Below are 23,825 nucleotides of genomic sequence, written 5' to 3' on the forward strand. Positions count from 1 at the left end.
TCGGGTCGATGCCGCCGAGTCAGCGGCATCGACCCGAAGCGGCGGGGCCAACTTCACCCACGACTACCGTTCGATCAAGGAGAGGCGGAAAGATATGGGAGCGCAGATCCGGGAATACCGGCAGCGCATCCGCTCCGTCAAGGCGACGCAGAAAATCACGAAAGCCATGGAACTCATGGCTGCCTCGCGGGTGATCAAAGCACGTCAGCGGGTGGAGGAAACGACGCCGTACGCCGTGGCGATCACCGAAGCTCTCGGTGCCGTCGCCAGCCACTCGGATGCAGAACATCCGTTGACCACCGAGGCCGAGAACCCGCGCCGTGCCGCAGTGCTCATCATCGCGAGCAATCAGGGCCTGGCCGGTGGGTACATCTCCTCGGTGTTGAAGGAGAGCGAACGGCTCGTCACGAGGCTCCGCAGCGAAGGTAAAGAGGTCGTGCCGCTCCTCGTCGGGCGGAAGACGATCTCCTTCTACCGTTTCCGGCAGCGTGAGTACGCAGCCAGCTGGGAAGGTTCGACGGACAACCCGACCTTCGAGACGGCCAAGGAGATCAGCGACCGCATCCTCCAGGAGTTCTTGGCATCCGAGGACAGCCGGGTCGACGAGGTTCATATCGTCTACACGCAGTTCCGCACGATGGTCACCCAGCTTCCTCGTGCCTTGCGTTTGCTGCCGATCGAGGTGGTCGACGAGCAGGTCGAAGATTCCGGCCAGCGCAGGATGCTCCCGCTCTATGAATTCGAGCCTTCCACCGAGGACGTTCTCGACGCGATCCTGCCGCAGTACGTGACCCACCGGGTCTTCAACTGTCTGCTGCAGTCTGCCGCCTCCGAGCTGGCTGCCCGGCAGCGAGCGATGAAATCGGCCACCGACAACGCCGACGAACTCATCAAGACGTACACCCGGTTGGCCAACCAGGCCCGCCAGGCCCAGATCACTCAAGAGATCAGCGAGATCGTGGGCGGCGCCAACGCCCTCGCGGACGCAAAGTAAAGACACGAGGAGCATCTCCCATGAGCACTGCCTTTGCCGAGCCCCAGTCGGCTCAGCCTGCCCACGGCGGACAGGGGCGCCTGTCTCGCATCATCGGCCCGGTCGTCGACGTGGAATTCCCCGCAGACCAGATGCCTGATATCTACAACCTCCTCACCGTCGAGGTCGAGGTGTCCGGCGAACGCAAGAAGCTGAACCTCGAGGTCGCCCAGCACATCGGTGACAACATGGTGCGCGCGATCTCGCTGCAGCCCACCGATGGTCTGGTCCGTGGCACCACCGTGCAGGACACCGGCGGCCCGATCTCGGTGCCGGTCGGGGATGTCACCCTCGGCAAGGTCTTCAATGCCACCGGCGACTGCCTCAACCTCGAGGGGGACGGGCAGCTGGAGACCCACGAGCGTTGGGGCATCCACCGGCAGGCACCGCCCTTCGACCAGCTCGAGTCGAAGACTCAGATGTTCGAGACGGGCATCAAGGTCATCGACCTGCTCACCCCGTACGTCCAGGGTGGCAAGATCGGTCTCTTCGGTGGTGCGGGCGTCGGCAAGACCGTCCTCATCCAGGAGATGATCGCCCGTGTGGCGCGCGACCACGGTGGTGTGTCGGTGTTCGCCGGTGTCGGTGAGCGTACCCGTGAGGGCAACGACCTCATCGTCGAGATGGAGGAGGCCGGGGTTCTCGGCCAGACCGCCCTGGTCTTCGGTCAGATGGACGAGCCGCCGGGCACCCGTCTGCGGGTTGCGCTGTCCGCGCTGACGATGGCGGAGTACTTCCGTGACGTGCAGAAGCAGGACGTGCTCCTCTTCATCGACAACATCTTCCGGTTCACCCAGGCCGGCTCCGAGGTGTCCACGCTGCTCGGCCGGATGCCGTCGGCCGTGGGTTACCAGCCGACCCTTGCCGACGAGATGGGCGTCCTCCAGGAGCGGATCACCTCGACCCGTGGGCACTCGATCACCTCGATGCAGGCGATCTACGTCCCTGCGGACGACTACACCGACCCGGCACCGGCGACGACCTTCGCCCACCTCGACGCCACGACCGAGCTCTCCCGTGAGATCGCGTCGCTCGGGATCTATCCCGCGGTGGACCCGCTGACCTCCACGAGCCGCATCCTCGACCCGCGGTATGTCAGCAAGGAGCACTACGAGACCGCGGTCCGCGTGCGTCAGATCCTGCAGCGCAACAAGGAACTGCAGGACATCATCGCCATCCTCGGTATCGACGAGCTCTCCGAAGAGGACAAGATCCTCGTCAACCGGGCCCGTCGTATCCAGCGCTTCCTGTCGCAGAACACCTATGTCGCCAAGCAGTTCACCGGCATCGAGGGTTCGACGGTGCCGCTGGCCGACACGATCGAGGCCTTCACCAAGATCGCCGACGGTGACTACGACACCGTTCCCGAGCAGGCCTTCTTCATGTGTGGTGGCCTCGACGACGTCGAGCGTCAGGCGCGGGAGATCGAGAAGAACAGCTGAGTGTTACTGCTCTCAGCGAAGTGCCGGACGGGAGTTTCCCGTCCGGCACTTCTCATGGTTGGCGTCGGACGGGGGAGGCCGGTACGCCTACGTAGGTATGTCCCGGCAGAGTGCTCCGGACCACTACTGCATTGGCGCCGATCTTGGTCTCCGCGGCCACGATGATCGGCCCGAGGACCCGGGCGCCGGCGCCGATGAAGACGTCGTCCTCGATGCGGGGGGCGGGCAAGACCTGATTCATGCCGATGGTGACGTGGTGGTAGAGAACCAGATCTGAGCCCAGGACGCACGAGGGGTGGAGTATCACCCCGCGGGCGGAGTGCGGGATCCGGATACCTGGGCCACAGACCACCTGTGAAGGGAGTTCAGCTCCGAGGAGCCCTCTGATCCAGAGGATGTCTCCGACCCGGACGACCCTGCGCAGAATGAAGGCTGCAAGCCCGGGGCGTCCGCACAAGGCCTGTCCTGAGCGCCAGATCACCAGGGTGAGGCGTTGCATAGGAAAAGGATTCTTCGGCCAGTCGGCTTGGAGCAGTGATCGGGCTTCGGCGTAGGCCTCACGAATCGACGATGATTTTCGACGCCCCAGGGAGTCGCAGGACTTCGCTCCCAGCCGTAGGTTCAGCATCTCCGCGCATTGCTGTCGCCCTGGCGTACAGCGAGGTTCGTTGCTGATTTCTGTTCGCTCCCATGCTCCTGCCAGACCCGGAAGAGGAAGAGCGGATTGCCGATGACATAGCGACGCCACATCCGGCGTGGCTCTTGTTTGAGTCGCCAGATCCATTCCATGCCGAGTTCCCGGATCCACACAGGCGCCCGGGGGATACGTCCGGAGTAGAAGTCGAAGAGCCCGCCGACTCCCATGACGACGCCGGGAGCCAGCCGTGGGTGCATCCGGTCGCACCACATCTCCTGTTGGGGGACCCCCATGGCGACCAGGAGGATTCGGGCTCCAGAGCGGTTGATCAGGCTGACCACTTCGTCGTCGTCATTGGAGATGTACCCGTGATGGGTGCCGACGATCTTCAGCTCGGGGTAGACATGCTGCATGGCCTGGGCTGCAGATTCGGCGACGCCGGGCCGTGCTCCCAGCAGGAAGAGGGGGAGGCCTTGGTCGGCGGCCATCTTGCAGAGTCTGGGAAACAAGTCGGTGCCGTTGACATTCTCCCGCAGCGCGACGCCCTTCATCCGAGAGGCGACCTTCAGGCCGATGCCATCGGGCAGGATCATGGTGGCCCGATGTAACACCCGGTGGTAGGAGGGGTCTGTGGCGGCGATATTCAAGCAGCCGGGGTTGACGAAGTAGATGAGGTCGGCCTGGCCGACGCGGGGTTCTTCCCGAGCTCGGCTGGTCACTGCGGACAGCGCTTCTTCCATGGTGGTGTTGGCGATGGGGATATCGAACAGATTGAGCTCGGAAGGTTCTTCCCGTCCAGGTGGGGTGCGTAGGGCCGACGCGAGCAGTGAGCGGACGATCAACCCAAGGTTTCTGGCGCGGGACAGTCCTGGTTCGGACATGAGTGCCCGGTCGGCGGGCTCGTCACCTTCGTAGGTGATTCCGGTGTACTCGCGGAGTCGGTGCACGGAGAAGATTCCTGGCATGCCCTCGACCCGCCAGAGCTGGCGGTCGGGTAGTGCGCGGGCTTCTGCGGTGCTCAAGGGGAACGGCCCGATGATGCGCATGTCGCCGCGGACGACGGACCACAGGTGCAGGATCGTCGCACCCCGGGCCTCACCGGCGAGGGTGCGTAGGCGGAAGGTCCGTTCGGCTGGCCCGACGGCATCGACGATGTCGACGGTTTTCCCGGTGCGGGCGTAGCCGGCGGCGGCTCGGATCAGAATGATCGGGGAGATGGCGAGCAGGGTCAAGGAGGCGATGGCCCTCTCCCCGACAGGAGTGTGATTCTGGGTGCGGAATGGTTTGTGCAGTTGGAGAGCTGGCGGTCGGATCGAGGACACCTTCAAGTCACCCCTTGATGTGAAACAGGTCACATTGCATGCGTCGATGTCGGGTCCGGGTAAGAAATCTTGGGCGGATCTATTCTCGCGCAGGAGTTTTCAAATGAGGTGAGCTGCGAGCGTGTCAATCGACCGAATTCATGTCCTTTGGTCCCGGGCCGATGGGGCTTGCGACCTGATACCACGACAAGGCCACGGAAGGCAATCATGCGCCTCGCTCCGCACCGCCACACCAAGAGCATGCTGGCCATCGCCCTGATGGCTCCGCTCACCATCGCTCTGGCAGCACCCGCGACCGCCGCGCCCGGTAACTCCGAGGCACCGCGACCGACCACCGGACAAGGCGTCGACTTCCACACCAACAAAGACGCGGGACGGTCCATGGCACGCCGCCAACTCCCGCCGCGCACTCCCACCCCGGCACCGGAGAAGCCAGCACCGGCCCAGGGCCGACTCCTCAACTTCTCACCCAACAGCTTCTTCTACGACGACATCAGCAAAGCACCCCTGGACGCCAACAGCGCAGCCATCGGTGCCTCCGTCGCCAAACAGGTTGCCGACAACTGGGGTGGTACCGCCGCCTTCAACGCTCACGCCTGGAACAGCACCTTCTACCGGGTGGACGCCAACACACCCCGCGTACGGGTGAACTGGTCGAACTGTTTCAAATGGAACTGGACCCCGAAGAACCTCTACGACGGACGTAAGGTTTTCGTCGACGTCCCCATCCCTACTTACGCCACCCCTGCACCAGGGAGCGACGGCGCCATGTCGATCTACGACCCGGCGACCGACACCTCCTGGGAGTTCTGGCAGATGAAGAAGGACAGCTCCGGCGAATGGCAGTCCTGCCAGGGCGGCCGCATCGACCAGGTGAGTACAGCCATGGGCCAGTACCCCCTGGGATTCGGAGTCAGCGCAGCCGGAATCTCCATGACCGGCGGAATGATCTCCGCTGAAGAAATCCGCCGCGGCCGCATCGACCACGCCATGTACCTCGCCGTCATCGAAGCACGTCATTTCTCCGAGTACAGCTGGCCGGCTGTCCGATCCGATGGCTACACCAAGGACCCCAATCTTCCGCTCGAAGGGCAACGGCTTCGTCTGGACCCCGCCCTCGACGTAGAGGCCCTGGACATCTCCCCCTTCGCCAAAACTGTGGCCCGGGCCGCTCAGAAATACGGATTCATCGTCTCCGACAAAGGCGGAGCCGTAGCCCTGATCGGAGAAGCCGGTCAATCGCTGAAAGCCACCACCGGGACCGATCCCTGGCCGCAACTCCTCGGCGGCACGGACCATGAAGCCCTACGAGGCTTCCCCTGGAACAGGTTGCAAGCGCTGCCCAAGGACTACGGCAAACGCTGAGTTCCATCGAAGAACTCGGTACCCCGCTCAACCAGCTGGGATCCGCCACGCACCCCTCTCGTACGTGCACTTCATCGCGATCTGAACTGCCGGACGTCTCGCGTCCGAGCCCGCCCCTGCCGGGGTGAGGCTGCGCCCCTCCTCCCGTTCACCCCGCCTGGCACGCCGTGCTGGGCTTCCTACCCATGCCAGGAGTGGTCATGTCTCGTCGTCTCACCGCACTCGCCGCTTGGGGGCTGCCCCCGGCGGTGCTGCTTCCCTTCGCGCTCGTCACCGCCTCCACCGCGGCCGAAACCACCACGGAAGAGACCGTCGCCCGGGTCGTCGCCCGATACTCCCCGGTCGTCGACAGCTCAGGGAAGACCTGGAAACCTCGCACCGGCTTCATCGGCACCGACCGGAACTCCCGCTCACTCGTCGGCACCGACATCCTCGGGACCAATGACGACGTCCTCTACCAGGAGACGACTTTCGGAACGACCGGCTACACCTTGCCGGTCACCTCCGGTCGATACCGCGTTCGTCTACTGATGGTGGAGAACTACTGGACGAAGGCCGGACAGCGGGTCTTCGACGTCTCCGCTGAAGGCAAGCCTGCCTTGGAGAAGGTCGATATCGCCGGCGCAGTCGGCGCACGTACCGCCTACGACCGGACCTTCGAGACCGATGTCACCGACGGGTCGCTCGATCTGTCCTTCACCAAAGTCGTGGACAACCCTCAGTTCAGCGCGATCGAAGTGACCAAGGTGTCTGCGCCGACATCGACCCCGACCACCACCCCGATCCCGGAGCCCACACCGACTCCTGCTCCGGAGACCGTCACTCCTACCCCGGTGAACAACCCGCCCGGCCGCGCCCCGATCCCGCTGGCCTCAGACAGCCCTTGGACCAGCCGCATCGAGAATGCGCCGCTGGACCCCAAATCCGCAGAGATGGCGGCGAACCTTCACAAGGACGTCATCGAGAACTGGGGCGGTATCGCAGCTTTCAACAACACTCACTACAACGCCTCCTTCTACCCCGTTCCTGCTGATCAACCTCGCATCGACGTCGACTTCTGGAACTGTCAGCGCAAGACCTGGATCGACCCGAACCTGACCACCGGTCCGGCCTACTTCCGGCAGGTTCCCGTCCCGGACTACGCCCGCGCAGCAGTCGGCACCGACGGTGAGATGAGTATCTACGATCCGCACACCGACCAGCTCTGGGAGTTCTGGCAGATGCGCCGCAATGCCACCAGCGGACGGTGGGAGGCCTGCTGGGGCGGACGCATCGACAATGTCTCCAGCAGCCAAGGGATCTTCCCCCAGTGGTACGGAGCGACCGGAACCGGTGTGGCCATGGCCGCAGGCATGATCTCCCTCGATGAGGTCCGCGAGGGCAGGATCGACCATGCCATGTACCTCGCCGCGATGAACATCCAGCAGTACCCGGAGATCTCCTGGCCGGCCCTGCGGGGTGACGGCAACCTGGTCGACCCCAATGTCGTGCGCGAAGGGCAGCGTCTGCGCCTCGACCCGAACCTTGACCTCGACCGGTACAATCTGACCCCTGTCGGACGCATGGTGGCCGAAGCCGCGAAGAAATACGGTTTCATCGTCAGTGACCGGTCCGGTTCCGTCGCCGTCATCGGTGAAGCAGGCCTGCGCGAGGAGACCCTCACCGGAACCAACCCGTGGCCCGGGCTGCTCGGCGGGATGCCCTCCTACGAAGTGATGCGGAATTTCCCCTGGGAGGCCATCCAGGTGGTCGCCAAGGACTGGGGGGCACCCAGCTGATCGTACGAACCCTTGACGAACAGGTCACCGGGCCGGATGCATGCGCTCCAGGAAGGACGCCATCGCCGGCCCGGTGACCTGCGGTACGAACTCCTCCAGGACGGTTCGGCGTCCCTGAGCGCCCAGCTCCTCCCTGAGCTGTGGAGCCCCGGCCAGTTGAGTCAAGGCGTCGGCCAGAAGGTCCGCCCGTCCGGGGCGGACCAATAGGCCGTTCACCCCGTCGACGACCAGCTCGGGGACCCCCGCGATACTGGTCGCCACCGCTGGGAGGCCGGTAGCCATTCCCTCCATCAGGACGACAGGTAGCCCTTCCATGAACGACGGCGACACGTACACATCCGCCCAGTGGTAATGCGCCGGTAGGTCGTCCTGGCCGACCGGTCCGCACAGCAGGAAGGAATCAGCCAGACCTGCCTGCTCGATCTGTTCCTGCAAAGCGGCCATGTCCTCACCGCCACCGATCACCCGCGCCGTCGTGGGGATCCCCCGATCGGCCAGGATCCGTACCGCTTCTATCAAGGTCGGGAAGCCCTTCAGGGCCACCAGACGGCCCACCGCCACCAGCCGCAGCGGACCTTCGCTCCGGTTCCGTGGCCGCGGAGGCAAGGAATAGATGTCTGCGTCTACGCTCATCCGGACGACTTCGATCTTCGACCACTGATCGCGGGTGGTCAGGCGCATCAACTGGCTGCGGGTGAAATCGCTGATTGCGCAGATGCCCCGAGCTGAGCGGATCTTCGCCGGAATGTCCCACTGGTCGACATACTGGAACTCGGCGTAACCGTGCACCGTCAAGGACCATGACCATGTTCCGGGGCCGTCCACTGCCTCTCCGATGACCGTGACCAGGCGCGCCACGTCCGCTGACACATTCGCCATATGGACGTGGACATGTCGCAGCCCCTTCTCCCGCATCCACTCGTGCAAGAGCACCGCCTCAGCCAGGTAGAAGCCTTGCCAGACCCGTCCCCGGACAGTGCCATAACCGGCTCGTACCGCGCACCGTGCCGCTGCCGCCCAGGCTGTCGGGTGGTTTCGGATCAGCCGGGCCGAGGCTGCTGCCACCTGGGCCTTGTCCTGCAGGATGACCCGGGTCGACGCGGCCTCGGACCGCATGGTCCCTGAGGCGAGTTGGTCCGGTGGACACGGACGCACGCTGTACGTGTGTACCTCCCAGCCCTGCCTGCGCACCGCAGCGATCTCCCGCTCGATGAAAGTGTGGGACAACGCTGGGTACTGGCTGTTCAGATAGGCGATCCGTCGGGAGGACGTCAGCTTCTCGACGACTGGCATCTCAGGGCTCCTTAGCTATACACCCTGCTCGGGTCTACCGGGTGGAGTGATCGCGGTTCCAGGTGCTGGTGGACTGCCGGGTCCGGTGGGCGCGCCAGCGGGCGACAGCCGTGACCGTCACGTAGACCCCTAGCGCTGGCCACGTTCGGGGCTCGGTGTAGGCCAGACCGGCCAGGGCCCGCCCGGTCCGGGCCGTCGAGGACGAGAAATCTGCCGGTGCCTGCTCCGCTACGGACAGGCCTGCAGGGGTCGCTTGCGCGAGCTGCTCGTTTCCGCGGGCCACCCTCGTCCTGACCTGGAGGAGGCTACGGAGATCCTGCGGAGGGCGTATCACCGAACTGCCCGGGACACAAAGATGTTCCTCGGGGGCGAAGAGCCGACCGACGAACAAGTCGTCGCCCTGGACCTGGGGGAAGACCCCGAAACGTTCCCGGCCGCTCCGGGACAGCCCGTAGACGCCGCGACCCACCAAGGTGTCTTGGGCAGACGGCAGCCGTGAGAACACTTGGTGGAAAGCACGTACCGGCCAACTGCAAGCCGTCAGATCGAAGGTCAGCTGCGGGGCTGCGCAACGTGCTTCGGGGAAGGTCAAGGCACCGATGAGTTCGCCCAGCGTGCCGGGGGACAGCTCGACATCGGCATCGAGGTAGATCCGGGGGAAGACCGTGGCCACGTCGTCGGCGGCATTCAAGGCGCCGACTTTTCCTGGGGTCGGCAGATCGAGGACGACCACCCCGTCGAAGGCCTGTGCCCGGGCGACGGTGTCATCCGTGCAGCCGTTGGCGGCGACGACGATCTCCACCGGGCCCGGCAGCATTTCTGCGGTCAGCGAGCGCAGGCAGCGTTCGATGACCGCGCCCTCGTTGTAGGCCGGGATGATCACCGAGGCGATCGGGCCGTTCACGAGATGCGCTCCGTCGGCGTCTGGATGGGTTCACCCTCGCCGGGGAGGCGGCTCCTCAGCCGTCGGGCCGGTACGCCCCCCATGATGCTGAAGGGCGGGACGTCCTTGGTGACGACCGCGCCCGCCGCCAGGACGGAGCCCCGGCCGATCGTGATCCCGGCGGTGATGGTGACATTGGCTCCGATCCACACGTCGTCCTCGATGACCACCGGCCCATTGCTGTGTGACCAACCCTGCTGGTTCATCGGGACGGTGAGGTCGTCGAAACGATGATCGGTGCTGATGATGATGCAGCGGGGGCCCATCATGACATCGTCACCGATGGTGACCGGCCCCAGGATCTCGGCGTCGATGCCGATGCCGGAACGGTGCCCGATCTGAATGCCCCGGCCGGAGCCGAAATGTGCCCCGTGTTCGACGTTGACGGATCTGCCGGTGTGATCGAACAGACATCTGGCGGTGGCTGTGCGCAGAACGGCGCCGAGTTGTCCCAGCGGCGCGTAGCTGCGGGGGAGATGTGCCCCGATCGCGTAATAGGCCATGTAGGCGAAGCCGCGCAGGACAGGACGGGCGGAGACCTTCGGCACAGCGAACCTTCTTCCACGATGCGATGAAAGACCTTGTCTATTATGAACTTCGGGCGATTTGTCCGCCCGTCTGTCGTGGGGCGATGAGAGAAACTCTGGTCCAACGTCCGACATACGTCGGGGAGGACACCGGTCTGGGCGCGTCGCGCCCCCCTGGCCTCGAAGGTGTGATCAGGTACGGACAGAACCACGGGACGACGCGAAAGGTTGCTGTGACCACTGACGACACCGATGCCGGCGATCGCAGGAAGAGTGACCAGGAGCCGCCGCCCGACGGGACAGGTGCAGGGGGCCCGCGTCGTGGTCGGGCCACGGTTGTGGTGCGCAGCGCCGGTTGGCAGCTGCTGGCTCAACTCGCGCCTTTGGTGGTCAATCTGACGCTGACTCCGTATGTCATCACCAAGCTGGGAGTGGTGGCCTACGGGCTGTTCCTCATCGCCAGCACCTTGACCCAGTTCCTGGGACAGTTCGACGGCGGAATCGGGCGTAGTGCGACCCGCTATTTCGCCGTGTACGCGGGGCAGGGCGACAGTCGGGCTGCGACCCGGCTGTTGACCTCGCTGCTGGTCTGCGTCGTCGGACTCACCTCGGTGACCTTGGGTACCGTTTTCGTCCTGGCACCCAAGGTGGTGGATTTCTTCCATGCACCGCCTGCACTGGAGCAGGACACGATCTTTCTGATCCGGGTGCTGACGATCACGGTCGGTGTCGCTCTGGCCCGGAATCTCTTCGCCGGGGTGCTCAATGCGCATCATCGGTTCCGTTTGACCGCTTCGACGATCTTGCTCGGCTATGTCGTCTACGCGGTCGGGATGCTGATCGTTCTGGAAAAAGGTTACGGGCTGTGGGGGGTCGCCTGGATTTTCGTGGCCCAGCAGATCCTGGCCACGGTGACCCTGGTTCCGTCGGCGCTACCGTTGCTCAGCGCCGACGGTGTCGGCTTCATCACCCGCGCCGAGCTGAAAGAGTTCTTCGCCTTCGCCTGGAAAGTTCAGCTGGCCGGCCTGTTGAACATGACCGGCCTGCAGGGGGCGACTCTCATCGTCGGACGGATGGCGCCGCATGACGTCCCGGTCTTCGGCCCGGGAAGCACCTTTGCGTACCAGCTGCGGATGATGCCCTTGAATGCCATTGCTCCCTTGCAGTCGGTGCTCGGACAGTCGATCGGTAGCCGGGGCGCGGCGGACACGGTGGGGACCTTCGTCAGAGCTCAGCGGATCTGGGCGATCGCCGTCGGCGGATGGGTGGCCGTGGGGGCACCTGCCGCCTATTTCGGGGTGAACGTCTGGCTGCCGCTGCCGGGCGAGGAGGCAGGGTTGGTCGCCTCCTTGATGCTGGTGGCGCATCTGTTCGCGTTGCTGCCTGAGCCCTTGGGGCTGTGGTGCATGTTGTTGGAACGCCCGGAGTTCGAGATGCGAGCTGGGGCGATCACCGTGTTCTTGATGTTGTCGCTGTCGGCGCTGCTGGTCCCTGCGGTCGGCGCGGTGGGGGTGGCAGCGGCCACGATCGTCGCGCAGATGTCGTCCTTTGCGTATCGCCTGCTGATGGTTTCCAGACTGCCGGTCCCGGTTCCTGGGCCATTGCGATCGGTCCCGTGGGCGTGGATGGTGTTGGCCGCGCTGCTCAGCTTCGCGTGCGTCTGGGGCACAACGGTCCTGATCGAACGCGGCGTCTTGCCCGGTCGTGGGCTCGGGTTGGTGCTCTGCGGGGTGGCGGCGGCTCCGGCAATGGCGACCTATGTAGGGGCGACGCTCGGTCTGCGCCGGGCCTGGCAATTGATCCAGAGGAGAGGCCGATGAACCCATCCCGGCGGGTAACGATCATGCTGCTGGTGGCGATCGTGATCATGGGGGGTGTGGTCTGGTACGTGGAGAGGACGACCCGCCCGGTGCCTGCGCCTTCGCTGTCCTCCGCGCGCTCACCTGCGCCTTCGCCGTCTTCCTCCGACCCGGGCTCAGGGCAGCCGTTCGGCCCGTATCCCCGTTTCGCCTCGGATTCAGTGTTTGCCCGGGAACTGTCCTCGGCTCCCTTGGACCGGAGCAGACGTCCCCAGGTCGAGCTGATCGCCCGGCATGTACGGGACAACTGGGGTGGGGTGGCTGCCTTGAACGTGGACGACTACGCGGCTGGTTTCGCGGTGGCCTCGTCGAAGACCCCCCGAACCGATGTGCTTTTCCATGACTGTCAGCGCAAGGGGGAGACCCCGACCGGGCTGTATGACGAGGCGAAACATTTTGTGGGGGTGCCGATCCCGGACGATGCTGTCCCAGCTTCGGCTTCGGACGGTCATTTGGCGGTCTGGGATCGGGAGGGGGATGTTCTCTGGGAGTTCTGGGTGGCTTCGCGACGTCCCGATGGTCGGTGGCAGGCGTGCTGGGGCGGGCGGATCGATCGAGTCTCTCAAGCTGACGGGCGTTTCCCCGCGCCCTTCGGTGCCTCCGCTGCGGGGCTGGCCGCGAGTGGATACATGGTGACCCTGGAGGATGCCCGGCGGCTGAAGATTGAGCACGCCATGGGCTTAGTGGTCATGGAAGCTGGTCAGGGACACCATTATCCGGCGAATCGAGATGACGGGACGAGTACTCGCCCTGAAGCGGTCAAACAAGGGACCCGGTTGCGCCTGGATCCGTCGGTCGATGTCGACGCATCGTCGATGACCCCTTTGGGGAAAGCCATTGCTCGAGCTGCACAGAAGTACGGCTTCATCGTGGTGGACAAAGGGGGAGCGGTGGCAGTGATGGCGGAGAGCGGTGGCCGCCACCAGAAGGCGACCGGGCGTGATCCGTGGGCGGAACTGGGGCGGGGAACCCCCGCGTATCAGCTGTTGCGGGGCTTTCCGTGGGACCGGCTTCAGGTCGTGGAACCTGGATGGGGTTCGCCGGGCTGAATCGGAGCGCCGGCTTTCGGTGACGACGCCGTCTCGGCCAGACCGTTCTCTTCCGTCATGGCGTTCGTGACATCGGAGGTCTCGGGCTGTTCCCGAAGCATCCACGGGGCGGTTGCGACGCCGGTGACCAGCCAGGCGACGTAATTCGGGAAGGGAATGCCCATCGGCCCGGCCATGCCGGTGCCGACCCAGGCGGTGAAAACGACCAGGCCCAGGATGCGCCATCCCTGGAGGTCCTCATGAACGGGACGGACCAGGAGTCGACCGGGGCCGAGCGCCCAGATCGCCAGGAAGACGAGGGCGGCCGGAAGGCCCAGCTCGACGGCTCGGGAGAGCAGGACGTTGTGCACCTCCACGACCACATTGTTCATCGCGTATCCGTCGGAGATCCGGAACCAGTCGGCACCCTCGGGGTAGAAGCGGCGCCAGCCGATACCTGTCCAGGGCAGATCTGTCAGCAGCGCTAAGGCGGCGTCATTGCTGCCTAACCGGTCGTCGACCGATGATTTCTCGTTGAGCCGTCCGTCGAAGGACTCCTGAAGTCCTGGGATCACGGCCAGCGCGAGAGCAACCACGGCCAAGGCTCCACCGACCGCCAGCGGCACCCATTTGCGCAGGGCCGGGACCAGCGCCCCAGCAAGAAGAAGGCCCAGGGACACTCCCACCCAGGTGGCGCGGGTCAGACTGAGCACAGTGGTGATCAGTCCAGTGGCCAGGGCCGTCAGGCCGGCGAATCGCCAGAGGCCACGTCGGACCCGGTAGGCCAGGAAGGCCCCGGCGAATCCGCAAGCAGCGGAGGAGAAGCCCATCGCGTCACCGGCGAGGAAGGGCCCGCGGGCCCGGCCGAACATCATGCCGAGAGTGGGGTCGGCGATATAGCGGGGAAAAGCCAGCCTGACGTCGATCATCTCGATGATCCCGGTAATGCCCAGGTAGAGGCCGATCAGGGTCAGGGTCTTCAACAGCAGGTCACGATGGGCGGGCCGGTCGAAGAACAGGGGCGCCGTGGCGAAGAGCACCAGTGGCAGGACCATCCGGTCGGCGAAAGCGAAGACCGCGACGACATTGAAGAGATTGTCGTACCAAGCCATGGAGAAGAGAGTCCATGCCACCAGGGCAGCCATGAGGAGGTGGACATCGCGCAGCCGTAGGTGACGTCGACGCCCGTCGAGGAGGAGCAGGACGATGGCCAGCGGAATGAGCAGCCGGTCAGGGCCGATGGGCAGACGCATGTACTGGCTGTTTCCGCTGACCAGATTGGTCACCAGGCCTAGCAGCAGGCACCACAGATAGGCGGGTGGACGTTCTCGGACGTGGCTCGTCTTGCGTGCTCCGGCTGTCAAGGCGGTCATGCCCGGGTCTGCTGCCGATGGCTTCGTCGGTCGAGCAGGACGGCGACGCCCAGGGCCAGGACCATGCCGACACCGGCGCCCAGCAGCGCGCCGCGTTGGAGGCGACTGCTGCGGTCGTTGCCGACGAGTCGTGCGCCCTGACCGATCGGCCTGAGGTCCGCCGAGGTCGATCGTTGGCTGACGAGTCGGCGGTATTTGTCCAGGCGGGCGTCCTGTTCGGCTTGAAGCTGAGCGCGGACGGTGTCTACCTGCGCGAAAACTTCCAGATCGGCCTGGATGACGGCGGCAGGTCGTTCTGCGCCGAGATCGCGGTTGTACTTGGCCAGGCTCCCGGCCGCCCCGGCCTGAGCCTTGGACAGCGCCGGAGCCTTGGCCACGATCTCCTTCATCACCTCGGCCGGGTCGTTCTCGGCGCGTGACTTGTTCACTTCGGCGGTCAGGGCGTCGGCAGCTTGCTGGCTGGCGCGTACCGCGGCATCGGCGTCTCGCCCCTTGGCCTCGATACGGATGATCGACGACTCCGGGATGGGGGAGGCGGACAACGAGCTGACTTCGGGGGGCGTCTTCAGCCCGGCCACTCCCTGGTCGGTGACCCAGCGGGAGTAATTGGAGGCCATCTCCTTGGCTGCAGTGGGATATCCGGGAATGTTGAGCGCGCTCATCTCGCCGTGGCCGATGGCCAGACGGGTCTCGCCGGTGTAGGTGGTCGGCCGGACGAGAGCAGTTCCTCCGCCGATCAAGGTGGTGAGGAAGGTGAGGAGGATCGCCGGAATCCAATGTCGTCGCAGTGAGGTGAGCGCCGAGGACCCGTGGTCGGCGGTGAGGGTGGACACAAGACTCCTTCTGATCGGGAGGGGTCGCGGTCGTAGGGGCCGCACAGCGGACATGTCCTTATTCACCGTTTGGGCGAATTGCGTTCGCGGGGTTCAGCATAGCGGCGCAGGGGGCTTCGACTCCGGGGCCACGACGGCGCGTGGCCGGCTTTTTGTGGACGCCGGTCCAGTAGCCGTCGACAGAAGGTGGGCGGTGCGGAACTTTCCGGCCGGTCGGCTCGGTTAGACTGCCCGTACCCGTCGCTGAAGTGGAGGAACTCCGTGGCAACTTTGCACGTAGAGCTGGTCGCGGCCGACCGTAAGGTCTGGGAGGGTGAGGCTCGTTCGGTGAGCGCACGCGGGACCGAGGGCGAACTGGGCATCCTTCCGGGTCACGCGCCCCTCATGACGGTTCTTGCCGATGGCGACATCCAGATCAAGGGAGTCGAAAGTTCCCAGCGGGTCCACATCGACAGCGGATTCCTGTCGGTGGACGAGAATATCGTGCGCATCGTTGCCGAGACGGTCAGCGAACCGACTCAGGGCTGATCACGGTGGATGCACTGGTCGCGGCGGAGATCGTGGTCGGTGTCTGTCTGGGAGCGGTCATTCTGCTCCTGCTTTTCGTGGCGGTTCGACGCTCTGTGCTCGCTCGAGGGGGCGACCTTCTGTTGTGCGGACTGCGCACCGACCCTCAGGCCCGCTGGAAGGCGGGCCTTCTGCGTTTCGACGGGCTTTCCCTGGCGTGGCTGCCGCTGTTGGGGGTCTCGCTGTGGCCGGAGCACTGCTGGCAGCGGACCGGCCTGGACATCGGTGGTTTCGAGGAGCTTCCGCCCGGTGACGGGCTGGATGCGAATTCGGTTCGTACGGTTCTACGGGGCCAGCCGCTGTCGTCCCCGGGCGGGGACAGCGAGACCGTCGAGCTCTCCATGGGGCGGGACACCTACACCGCGCTGCGTTCCTGGGTGGAGGCCTCCCCGCCGAGGCATCGTCCCGTGGAATGGTGAGCACGCCTCGGCGTCAGCCCAGGAGATCTCCGCGGATCAGGCCTGCTTCGGGTCGGTCGATTCCGGTGACTGTGGTGCCCGAGCCTTGTCCCGGGGATTCTGCGCGCGGCCTCCGCCTGGCTGCCAGAGGATGTCGCCGTCGTCGCTGAGGTTCGCCACCCTGGCCAGGACGAAGAGCAGGTCGGAGAGCCGGTTCAGATAACGGCAGGTCTCCGCATTGACTCCTCCGGGAGCAGCGCCCTGCTCATCAGCCGGTTCCTGGCCGTACTTGTCGATGGCGCGCCAGGCCGAACGTTCAGCGCGGCGGGTGATGGTGCAGGCCAAGTGGAGATAAGCCGACCCGGGGCTGCCTCCGGGAAGGATGAAGCTGCGGAGCTTCTCCACCATGTCGTTGTAGTGGTCGCAGTCGGTTTCCAGTTCGCTGGTCCAGGCTGGGTCGACCCGTAACGGCGGATAGGTGTAGTTCTGGGCGAGTGGGTTGCACAGGTCGGCACCGACGTCGAAGAGATCGTTCTGGATGCGGGTCAACGTGGCGACGACATCATCCCTGAGCCCTCCGCAGGTGATGGCGACCCCGATCGCAGCATTGGCTTCATTGACATCCGCGTAGGCCTCGAGCCGTTCGTCGGTCTTGGAGGTACGGGAGAAATCGCCCAGGGCGGTCGTACCGTCGTCTCCGGTGCGGGTGTAGACACGGGTGATGTTGACCATGCGTTGATCCTTTCACGTGGCGAGCCGTCTCGAACGGGTCTGAGGCCCGTTCGGCGCAGGCCTGTGCTGTGAGCACACTCACCCAGGCCCTAAGGCCCGAAATGGCCCTTGCGGTCGCTACTTTCGCCCCATGGAGATGCGAAGCAGGCCCTGGGTGATGCGAACCTATGCGGGGCACTCCAGCGCCGCCGCCAGCAATGAGCTGTACCGCCGTAATCTTGCCAAGGGGCAGACCGGTCTGTCAGTTGCTTTCGATCTGCCCACCCAGACCGGTTACGACCCTGATCACGAGCTGGCCCGGGGTGAGGTCGGCAAGGTCGGCGTGCCGATCAGCCACCTCGGGGACATGCGGGCGCTCTTCGCCGGGATCCCGTTGGCGGAGATGAATACCTCCATGACGATCAATGCCACGGCGATGTGGATGCTCGCCTTGTACGAGGTGGTCGCCGAGGAACAGGCCTTGGCCGATGGTACGGACAGCGAGGGGCTTTCCTCGACCATCGCGAAACTGGCCGGAACGACGCAGAACGACATCATCAAGGAGTATCTCTCCCGGGGTACCCACGCTTTTCCGCCCGGGCCCAGCCTTCGGCTGACCGTCGACACCATCGCCTACACGGTTGCCCGCATGCCCAAGTGGAATCCGGTCAACATCTGTAGCTACCACCTTCAAGAAGCCGGAGCCACTCCGGTGCAGGAGGTCGCCTTCGCGATGGCCACCGCCATCCAGGTGTTGGATGCGGTGCGTGCCTCCGGGCAGGTTCCCGAGGATCGTTTCGGCGACGTCGTGGCCAGGATCAGTTTCTTCGTGAATGCCGGGGTGCGTTTCGTCGAGGAGATGTGCAAGATGCGCGCCTTCGTCCGGATGTGGGACGAACTCACCCTCGAACGGTACGGCGTCGCAGACCCCACACAGCGTCGTTTCCGCTACGGAGTGCAGGTCAACAGTTTGGGACTGACCGAGAGCCAGCCGGAGAACAATGTCCAGCGGATCGTGCTGGAGATGTTGGCGGTCACCTTGTCGAAGGACGCTCGTGCCCGGGCCGTGCAACTACCGGCGTGGAACGAGGCCTTGGGGCTGCCCCGGCCGTGGGACCAGCAGTGGAGCCTACGTCTACAGCAGGTCTTGGCCTACGAGTCCGATCTGCTCGAGTACGACGACATCTTCACCGGGTCGCCGGTCATCGAGGCGAAGGTCGAGCAGATCGTGGCCGGGGCGAAGGAAGAACTGGCCCGTATCGAACACATGGGCGGAGCTGTCGCTGCCGTTGAGAGCGGTTATATGAAGCAGGAACTCGTGGCCAGCCATGCAGCTCGTCGGCAACGGATCGAAGCCGGGGAGGACATCGTGGTGGGGGTCAACAAATTCACCACCACCGAACCCAACCCGCTGACCGCCGACCTGGATGCCGCCATCCAGACCGTCGATCCGAAGGTCGAAGCCGCTGCGGCCGAGGCCGTCCGTGCCTGGCGTCGCGATCGTGATCGGGACGAGGCGCGGCGAGCACGTCAGGAGGTTGCGCTGGACCGGCTGCGTGCTGAAGCGGCCGAGGAGTCGACCAACCTGATGGATGCCTCGGTGGAATGCGCCCGTGCCGGGGTCACCACCGGAGAATGGGCAGCCACCTTGCGTGAAGTCTTCGGGGAGTACCGGGCACCGACCGGGGTCACCGGATCCATAGGCGTCGGCGAGGCGCCCGAGGGGTCCGCACTGGCCAAGGTTCGTGCACAGGTGACGCAGACGGCCGACGACCTCGGTATGACCTTGCGTTTCCTCGTGGGTAAACCTGGGCTGGACGGGCATTCCAATGGGGCTGAACAGGTCGCGGTCCGTGCCCGGGACTGCGGTTTCGAGGTCGTCTATCAGGGCATCCGGCTGACCCCGGATCAGATCGTCGCTGCGGCTGTCGCCGAGGACGTCCACGCCGTGGGCGTGTCGATCCTGTCCGGCTCCCACATGGAGCTGATTCCGCAGATTCTGCGGGGTCTTCAGGAGTCAGGCGCCGCTGATGTGCCCTTGATCGTCGGTGGCATCATCCCGGACAGCGATGCTCGACGGCTGATCGATGCCGGTGTCGCCGCCGTATTCACGCCACGTCACCATGACCTGACCGAGTCCATGGGACAGATCGTCGCTGCGATCCGCCGTTCCCACGGGCTGGCGCCCTTGCCGGGGTAGGACGTCCCGTGGAGCTTCAGGGGGCGGTGCGCGCGGGTCTCATGGGCCTGCGCAAGGACGCCGCTCGTCGACGTCCGGCACGCAGGAACATCCGCCCGGTGTGCGCTGCCATGCCCGCGTCGAGGGTGTGCCGACCCAGGCCCCGAGTGACTGTCAACAGTTCGGGCAGTGCCCCCTGTTCGGCGAAGATCTTCATCAGGTAGTGGAGCGAGTCCCGGACATTCTTCGTCGGCATCGTCGGATACTCGGCGCGCAACTTTCGGTAGATCTGTCGGTGCCCGTCGACGACCGACTGCTTCCGGGTGGTGATCCGGTGCGGGTCGCCGGCTCCGTGCCAGTAGTGCACCAAGACCTGGGGCACTACGCAGACCCCAGTGGCTTGGCTGACCCGTACCACGAACTCCCAGTCCTGACAGGCCGGAAGTGTCAGGTCCACCCCGCCGACCTGTTCGGCCACGGCGCGAGAAACCATCATGGTGGAGAAGGTGCCCACCAAGGGCTCGGCGATCAGCTCCGGGCGGTGCAAGCCCTCGACCCGGACCTCACGCGGCGGGAGGAAGCTGCCGTCGTTCAGTTCGATGTCGTACCAGGTGTAGCAGAAGCCGTACTGTGGCCCGTGCTCCGCCAGACGTTGTAACTGTTTCTCGAGTTTCTCCGGAAGCCAGAGGTCGTCGCTGTCCAGGAAGGCGAGCCACGTGCCGCGGGCCTGGTCCATCCCGGTCTGGCGGGCGGCGTTACCACCTCGGTTGGTCTCGTGGGTGAACAGTCGGACCCGGTCATCGCCGATACTGCGGACGACCTCGTCCGTGCCATCCCGGCTGCCGTCGTCGACGACGATGACCTCCAGGTCGGTGACTGTCTGCGTCAGTGCGCTCTCGACGGCCCGGCGGATGGTTCCGGCTCGTCGATACGCCGGGACGATCACCGAAACCAGGGGGGAAGAAGATGACACCAGAGCCTCATATCGTTACGGGGACAAGGAAAGTCGCCGGAGAATGCGTCGGCTCAGGTCTCGCGGAGCCGACGGTCCTGGACGTGCCTCAACAACGGTGCGGTCATCGGTAGTCGGGACAGAAGCGCCTTGCGGCGTAGGCCACGGTTGCTGGGAAGCAGCTCCGAAGCCACGGCGAAGGATGTGGCAGCGGTACGGCTGTCTCGTCGAGCCAAGGCCTGCTCTCCTCGACGGATATGGACGATCGGTGGTCCCAGTGCGACTTTTCTCTCCACCACAGCACGCTCCTGCGCGCTGAGCTTGACTTCGGAAGAGCTCAGGAGTTTCCGCATCACGGCTTGTTCGTGTTCACCCATCTGGGCGATGTCAGCTGACAAGGATGAATTGGTGCGTCGGTACAGCGCCGAGGGCTCCATCTGGAAGACGACCTGCCATCCGCGGAAGACCGCTCGCAACCAGTAGTCGTAGTCCTCGGCGGCGCGCAGTTCGCCGTCGAAACCGCCGACCTCCTCGTGCAGAGCTCGGGGGAAGACGGAGAAGATCGAGATGAAGGGGCTCTCCAGCAGGCGCATCCGCTGTCGAGCAGGCGGTACCTCTTCGTGGATCAGCCGTCGATGCGGAGCGATCCCCTCACCGGTCAGGAAATACGCGCTTGTGGTGACGATCCGTCGACCTCCTCCGGCGGCTCGCCAGGTCGACAGGGCTTTTTCCAGGTGGTGCGGCATCCAGATGTCGTCGGAGTCGAGGAGCGCTACGAGCTCGCCGTCGGCATGCTGCAAAGCGGTATTGCGTGCGGCCCCGCATCCGCTGTTCGGCTGGACGACGAGACGGACCCGGTCGCCGTACGCGCGGGCGATGTCCTCGGTGGCATCGGTGGAGCCGTCGCTGCACACGATGATCTGGGTGTTCGGGTAGGTCTGGGTCAGCGCGCTGCTGATGGCGGCACCCAAGGTGTTCTCGGCTTGATAGGCGGGGATGATCACGCTGATCAGCGGACTGGTTGGCATCGGACCTCCGAAGCGGCTCGTATGCGGCCAGGACACCGCAATGCTATCGACGAGAATGTACAAACCTCGCCAATCGCCTTTCGGAAGAATGCAACCCGCCGTTTTTACTGGTCAGGGCCTTGCGTGGTCGTCTCAAATATCTCCACTCATTCCTCGGTCGGCACGACCACCGCAGCCGAGACCCGGCGTGGGTCAGCCGCAGCCGAAAGGGCCCCGTCGGCGTCGTACAGTGCAGCGCCTACCCCGCCGAAATACATCGTCAACGGCTCGTGGGGGGTCACCGGCAGGGCTAGCCCTGCCACGGCCTCGGCCAGCGGCTCCGAACGTTCATATCTGACACACAGACCACCGTTGCCCAGGTCGACGTGCAGGCGAGGCTGGTCGACGGCCGCTTGGAGGGGCAGCTCGTCCAGGCACAATCCACCCAATACCTGGAAGAGTGCGGTGGTGATGCGGTCAGCGCCCGGCGAACCGATCGCCGTCATCGCACCGTCGTCGCGTCGTGCGGTCGTCGGGGCCATGTTGGAGGCCAACCGGGTGCCTGGCGGAAGGGCGTGCAGGCCTCGACGGTTCAGTTCAGGCTCGCCCAGAGCATTGTTCAGGGCCAGCCCGGTGCCGGGCAGCGTCACTCCCGACCCATAGCCCGCAGAAGCGGTGATCGAACAAGCCAGCCCGTTCGCATCCACCGCTGAGACATGGATGGTGTCCTGCGAAGAAGCTACCGTCGCCAGACCTTCCGGCCCGAGGTCGTCCACCACCCGTACGAGTTCACGACCGGCGCTCTCCAGGTCCTCGGAGACATCGATCAGTCGGTGTCGATAGGCCAGGACCAGGCGCTGGATCTCGATGACATCACCGGCATCGGTCGTGCCCTGTCTCGTCCGATGCTGTTGCAGCAGCCGCAGCATCGCCGTCAGTACCGGCCCGCCGATCGAGGGGGGCGGATTCACCGCCACATCCCAGCGGCCCAATCGGGAACGTAATGCCGCTCGGGTCACCGTGCGATAAGCGGACAGGTCTTCCATCGACAGCAACCCGCCCCGGGCCGTCATCTCCTCGGCGAGAGCCCGGCCGAGTTCACCGGTGTAGAGGTCTGCGGCACCATGGCGTCCTATCCGCTCCAAGGTGGCTGCCAAATCGGGGTCACGCAGCAGTGCCCCGGTTGTCGGCGGTGTGCCGGCTTGCCCCAAGAACGCTGCGGTGCACTCGTCCTGAGCAAAGAGTTCAGCTGTGGCATAGCCGAGGTAGTACGCAGATGTCGCACCCAACCGGTACCCGCGCTGCAGGACGTCGACCGTCGGTGACATCAGCTCTGACCAGGGCAACACGCCCCAGCGCTGAGAAGCCTCACCCAAGGCAGCGAACATCCCAGGGGTGGCCACCGATCCGGGGCCACCGAAGACGGTCAACCCACCGGCGTAATCCATGGCGGCTGACCACATTCCCGAACCGAACTGCTCCTGGGGGCGGCTGCGACCGGGCATCTCGCAGTTGCCGTCGAGGACGACCGGCGGGGATCCTGGCTCCCAGACGTTCACGAACGCCCCGCCCATCGGGCTCATGATGCCCGGCTCGGTGCAGGAGGCCATCACGACGGCGGCGACAGCAGCATCCACAGCATTGCCGCCGGCACGAGCCACTGCTTCGGCAGCCTCGGCGGCGCCTTCGCCGGGAGCAGCCACGGCGATACGCACAGTCATGGGGTCAGCCTGACATGGCACGGCCCGGGTGGCCTCCCAGGCAGCAAGATCGATCAGAAAAGCCGCGACTCGCGGTCGTCGGTACCTTTCAGAGCGTCGTAGTCCAAAGTGAGACACCGGATCCCGCGGTCCTCAGCAAGGGTTCTGGCCTGCGGCCGGATCTCCTGAGCGGCGAAGACCCCGATGACCGGGCCCGCCGCGACCAGATGTGGATCACGGTTCATCAGCTCGAGGTATCGGGTCAGCTGCTCGACGCCGTCGATCTCTCCTCGGCGCTTGATCTCGACCGCCACGCTGCGTCCTTCGGCATCCTTGGCCAGGATGTCCACCGGGCCGATCGCCGTCATGTACTCCCGACGGACCAAGCGATAACCCGCGCCCAAGGTCGTGATGTGTTGAGCCAACAAGGCCTGGAGATGAGCTTCGACGCCGTCCTTCACCAGACCAGGATCCACACCCAGCTCATGGGCCGAGTCATGCAACACCTCGTACAACCTGATCCGCAAGCTGTCGCCGGACTTGGCATGACGCACCACCCAGACCGTGCATACGCCCAGCTCGGCCTCCGTCGGCTCCGGAGCGATCTCCGCCATGGCGCAGGGCGGAGACATCCAGTTCAACGGCTTGTACGAACCGCCGTCGCTGTGGACCAGGACGGAACCGTCCGCCTTCACCAGCAACAGACGGGTCGCCAAAGGGAGATGAGCCGACAGACGGCCCATGTAGTCGACACTGCATTTCGCGATCACCAGACGCACGCGGCTCACCATCTCACAACCACCGCCTGCCGGCCGAGCCGGATACAGATCCGACGATCTCCCCGGGCGGGGCGGACAGCAGGGGAGGAAGGCAACATC

General features: G+C 65.1%; 21 protein-coding genes. 9 read left to right on the forward strand and 12 right to left on the reverse strand.

From position 1 onward, the window contains the following. Window positions 1-94 precede the first annotated feature (94 nt). Complete coding sequence (locus DX923_RS03745) at window positions 95-994, forward strand: F0F1 ATP synthase subunit gamma (protein ID WP_116112792.1); 900 nt, start codon at window positions 95-97, stop codon at window positions 992-994. Between the two features lie 20 nt (window positions 995-1,014). Then, on the forward strand, window positions 1,015-2,475 hold the full coding sequence (gene atpD, locus DX923_RS03750; protein ID WP_116112793.1) for a F0F1 ATP synthase subunit beta: 1,461 nt from the start codon (window positions 1,015-1,017) through the stop codon (window positions 2,473-2,475). Between the two features lie 52 nt (window positions 2,476-2,527). Here the strand turns inward: atpD and DX923_RS03755 are convergent, their stop codons facing one another. Together DX923_RS03755 and DX923_RS03760 are read right to left on the reverse strand one after the other, a co-directional pair. After that, entirely contained in the window at window positions 2,528-3,103 is a 576-nt protein-coding gene (locus DX923_RS03755) for a serine O-acetyltransferase (RefSeq protein ID WP_162872759.1), read from the reverse strand. Beyond that, complete coding sequence (locus DX923_RS03760; RefSeq protein WP_116112797.1) at window positions 3,097-4,434, reverse strand: WecB/TagA/CpsF family glycosyltransferase; 1,338 nt, start codon at window positions 4,432-4,434, stop codon at window positions 3,097-3,099. The genes DX923_RS03755 and DX923_RS03760 overlap by 7 nt, the downstream gene beginning before the upstream one ends. A gap of 207 nt (window positions 4,435-4,641) precedes the next feature. On the opposite strand from DX923_RS03760, the gene DX923_RS03765 reads away from it, so the two are divergent. Further along, window positions 4,642-5,799, forward strand: coding sequence for a DUF4124 domain-containing protein (locus tag DX923_RS03765; RefSeq protein ID WP_116112798.1), 1,158 nt, complete (start codon window positions 4,642-4,644; stop codon window positions 5,797-5,799). Between the two features lie 200 nt (window positions 5,800-5,999). Beyond that, window positions 6,000-7,577, forward strand: a complete 1,578-nt coding sequence (locus DX923_RS03770; protein ID WP_162872760.1) for a malectin domain-containing carbohydrate-binding protein — start codon at window positions 6,000-6,002, stop codon at window positions 7,575-7,577. Between the two features lie 24 nt (window positions 7,578-7,601). On the opposite strand, the gene DX923_RS03775 is transcribed toward DX923_RS03770, so the two are convergent. Genes DX923_RS03775 through DX923_RS03785 form a run of 3 tightly spaced genes read right to left on the reverse strand, consistent with a single transcriptional unit; the run spans window position 7,602 to window position 10,361 of the window. Continuing rightward, complete coding sequence (locus tag DX923_RS03775) at window positions 7,602-8,870, reverse strand: glycosyltransferase family 4 protein (protein ID WP_116112802.1); 1,269 nt, start codon at window positions 8,868-8,870, stop codon at window positions 7,602-7,604. Between the two features lie 34 nt (window positions 8,871-8,904). Further along, the gene (locus DX923_RS03780) at window positions 8,905-9,774 is read right to left on the reverse strand and encodes a glycosyltransferase (protein WP_116112804.1); all 870 of its coding nucleotides are present in this window, start codon (window positions 9,772-9,774) and stop codon (window positions 8,905-8,907) included. After that, window positions 9,771-10,361 carry an acyltransferase gene (locus tag DX923_RS03785; RefSeq protein WP_116112806.1) on the reverse strand — a complete coding sequence of 197 codons (591 nt, stop codon included), beginning with the start codon at window positions 10,359-10,361 and terminating at the stop codon, window positions 9,771-9,773. Before DX923_RS03785 ends, DX923_RS03780 begins: the two co-directional genes overlap by 4 nt. A gap of 212 nt (window positions 10,362-10,573) precedes the next feature. Between DX923_RS03785 and DX923_RS03790 the strand changes: the two genes are divergently transcribed. After that, window positions 10,574-12,160, forward strand: a complete 1,587-nt coding sequence (locus DX923_RS03790; protein WP_162872761.1) for a lipopolysaccharide biosynthesis protein — start codon at window positions 10,574-10,576, stop codon at window positions 12,158-12,160. Next, window positions 12,157-13,248: a hypothetical protein gene (locus tag DX923_RS03795; RefSeq protein WP_162872762.1), complete on the forward strand. Its 1,092-nt coding sequence runs from the start codon at window positions 12,157-12,159 to the stop codon at window positions 13,246-13,248. Before DX923_RS03790 ends, DX923_RS03795 begins: the two co-directional genes overlap by 4 nt. On the opposite strand, the gene DX923_RS03800 is transcribed toward DX923_RS03795, so the two are convergent. Both DX923_RS03800 and DX923_RS03805 read right to left on the reverse strand, forming a co-directional pair. Further along, complete coding sequence (locus tag DX923_RS03800) at window positions 13,212-14,600, reverse strand: O-antigen ligase family protein (RefSeq protein ID WP_116112811.1); 1,389 nt, start codon at window positions 14,598-14,600, stop codon at window positions 13,212-13,214. The genes DX923_RS03795 and DX923_RS03800 overlap by 37 nt on opposite strands. Beyond that, complete coding sequence (locus DX923_RS03805; RefSeq protein ID WP_116112813.1) at window positions 14,597-15,433, reverse strand: hypothetical protein; 837 nt, start codon at window positions 15,431-15,433, stop codon at window positions 14,597-14,599. Before DX923_RS03805 ends, DX923_RS03800 begins: the two co-directional genes overlap by 4 nt. A 261-nt stretch (window positions 15,434-15,694) precedes the next feature. On the opposite strand from DX923_RS03805, the gene DX923_RS03810 reads away from it, so the two are divergent. Further along, window positions 15,695-15,961, forward strand: a complete 267-nt coding sequence (locus tag DX923_RS03810) for a F0F1 ATP synthase subunit epsilon (RefSeq protein WP_116112815.1) — start codon at window positions 15,695-15,697, stop codon at window positions 15,959-15,961. A 5-nt stretch (window positions 15,962-15,966) separates the two neighbouring features. Beyond that, on the forward strand, window positions 15,967-16,419 hold the full coding sequence (locus tag DX923_RS03815; protein ID WP_162872763.1) for a DUF2550 family protein: 453 nt from the start codon (window positions 15,967-15,969) through the stop codon (window positions 16,417-16,419). A gap of 36 nt (window positions 16,420-16,455) precedes the next feature. Here the strand turns inward: DX923_RS03815 and DX923_RS03820 are convergent, their stop codons facing one another. Next, the gene (locus DX923_RS03820) at window positions 16,456-17,130 is read right to left on the reverse strand and encodes a cob(I)yrinic acid a,c-diamide adenosyltransferase (protein WP_116112818.1); all 675 of its coding nucleotides are present in this window, start codon (window positions 17,128-17,130) and stop codon (window positions 16,456-16,458) included. Between the two features lie 157 nt (window positions 17,131-17,287). Between DX923_RS03820 and DX923_RS03825 the strand changes: the two genes are divergently transcribed. After that, window positions 17,288-19,309: a protein meaA gene (locus tag DX923_RS03825; protein WP_240322728.1), complete on the forward strand. Its 2,022-nt coding sequence runs from the start codon at window positions 17,288-17,290 to the stop codon at window positions 19,307-19,309. A 16-nt stretch (window positions 19,310-19,325) separates the two neighbouring features. Here the strand turns inward: DX923_RS03825 and DX923_RS03830 are convergent, their stop codons facing one another. From DX923_RS03830 to nucS, 4 genes are all read right to left on the reverse strand, one after another. Then, complete coding sequence (locus DX923_RS03830; RefSeq protein ID WP_205413101.1) at window positions 19,326-20,261, reverse strand: glycosyltransferase family 2 protein; 936 nt, start codon at window positions 20,259-20,261, stop codon at window positions 19,326-19,328. Between the two features lie 53 nt (window positions 20,262-20,314). Beyond that, window positions 20,315-21,268: a glycosyltransferase family 2 protein gene (locus DX923_RS03835; protein WP_116112823.1), complete on the reverse strand. Its 954-nt coding sequence runs from the start codon at window positions 21,266-21,268 to the stop codon at window positions 20,315-20,317. 146 nt (window positions 21,269-21,414) lie between these two features. Then, complete coding sequence (locus DX923_RS03840) at window positions 21,415-22,968, reverse strand: gamma-glutamyltransferase (RefSeq protein ID WP_116112824.1); 1,554 nt, start codon at window positions 22,966-22,968, stop codon at window positions 21,415-21,417. A gap of 53 nt (window positions 22,969-23,021) precedes the next feature. After that, the gene (gene nucS, locus DX923_RS03845) at window positions 23,022-23,726 is read right to left on the reverse strand and encodes an endonuclease NucS (protein ID WP_116116136.1); all 705 of its coding nucleotides are present in this window, start codon (window positions 23,724-23,726) and stop codon (window positions 23,022-23,024) included. Window positions 23,727-23,825: the final 99 nt, after the last annotated feature.

This window comes from Austwickia chelonae, assembly GCF_003391095.1.
In the GTDB taxonomy this organism is placed as follows: Bacteria; Actinomycetota; Actinomycetes; order Actinomycetales; family Dermatophilaceae; genus Austwickia; species Austwickia chelonae_A.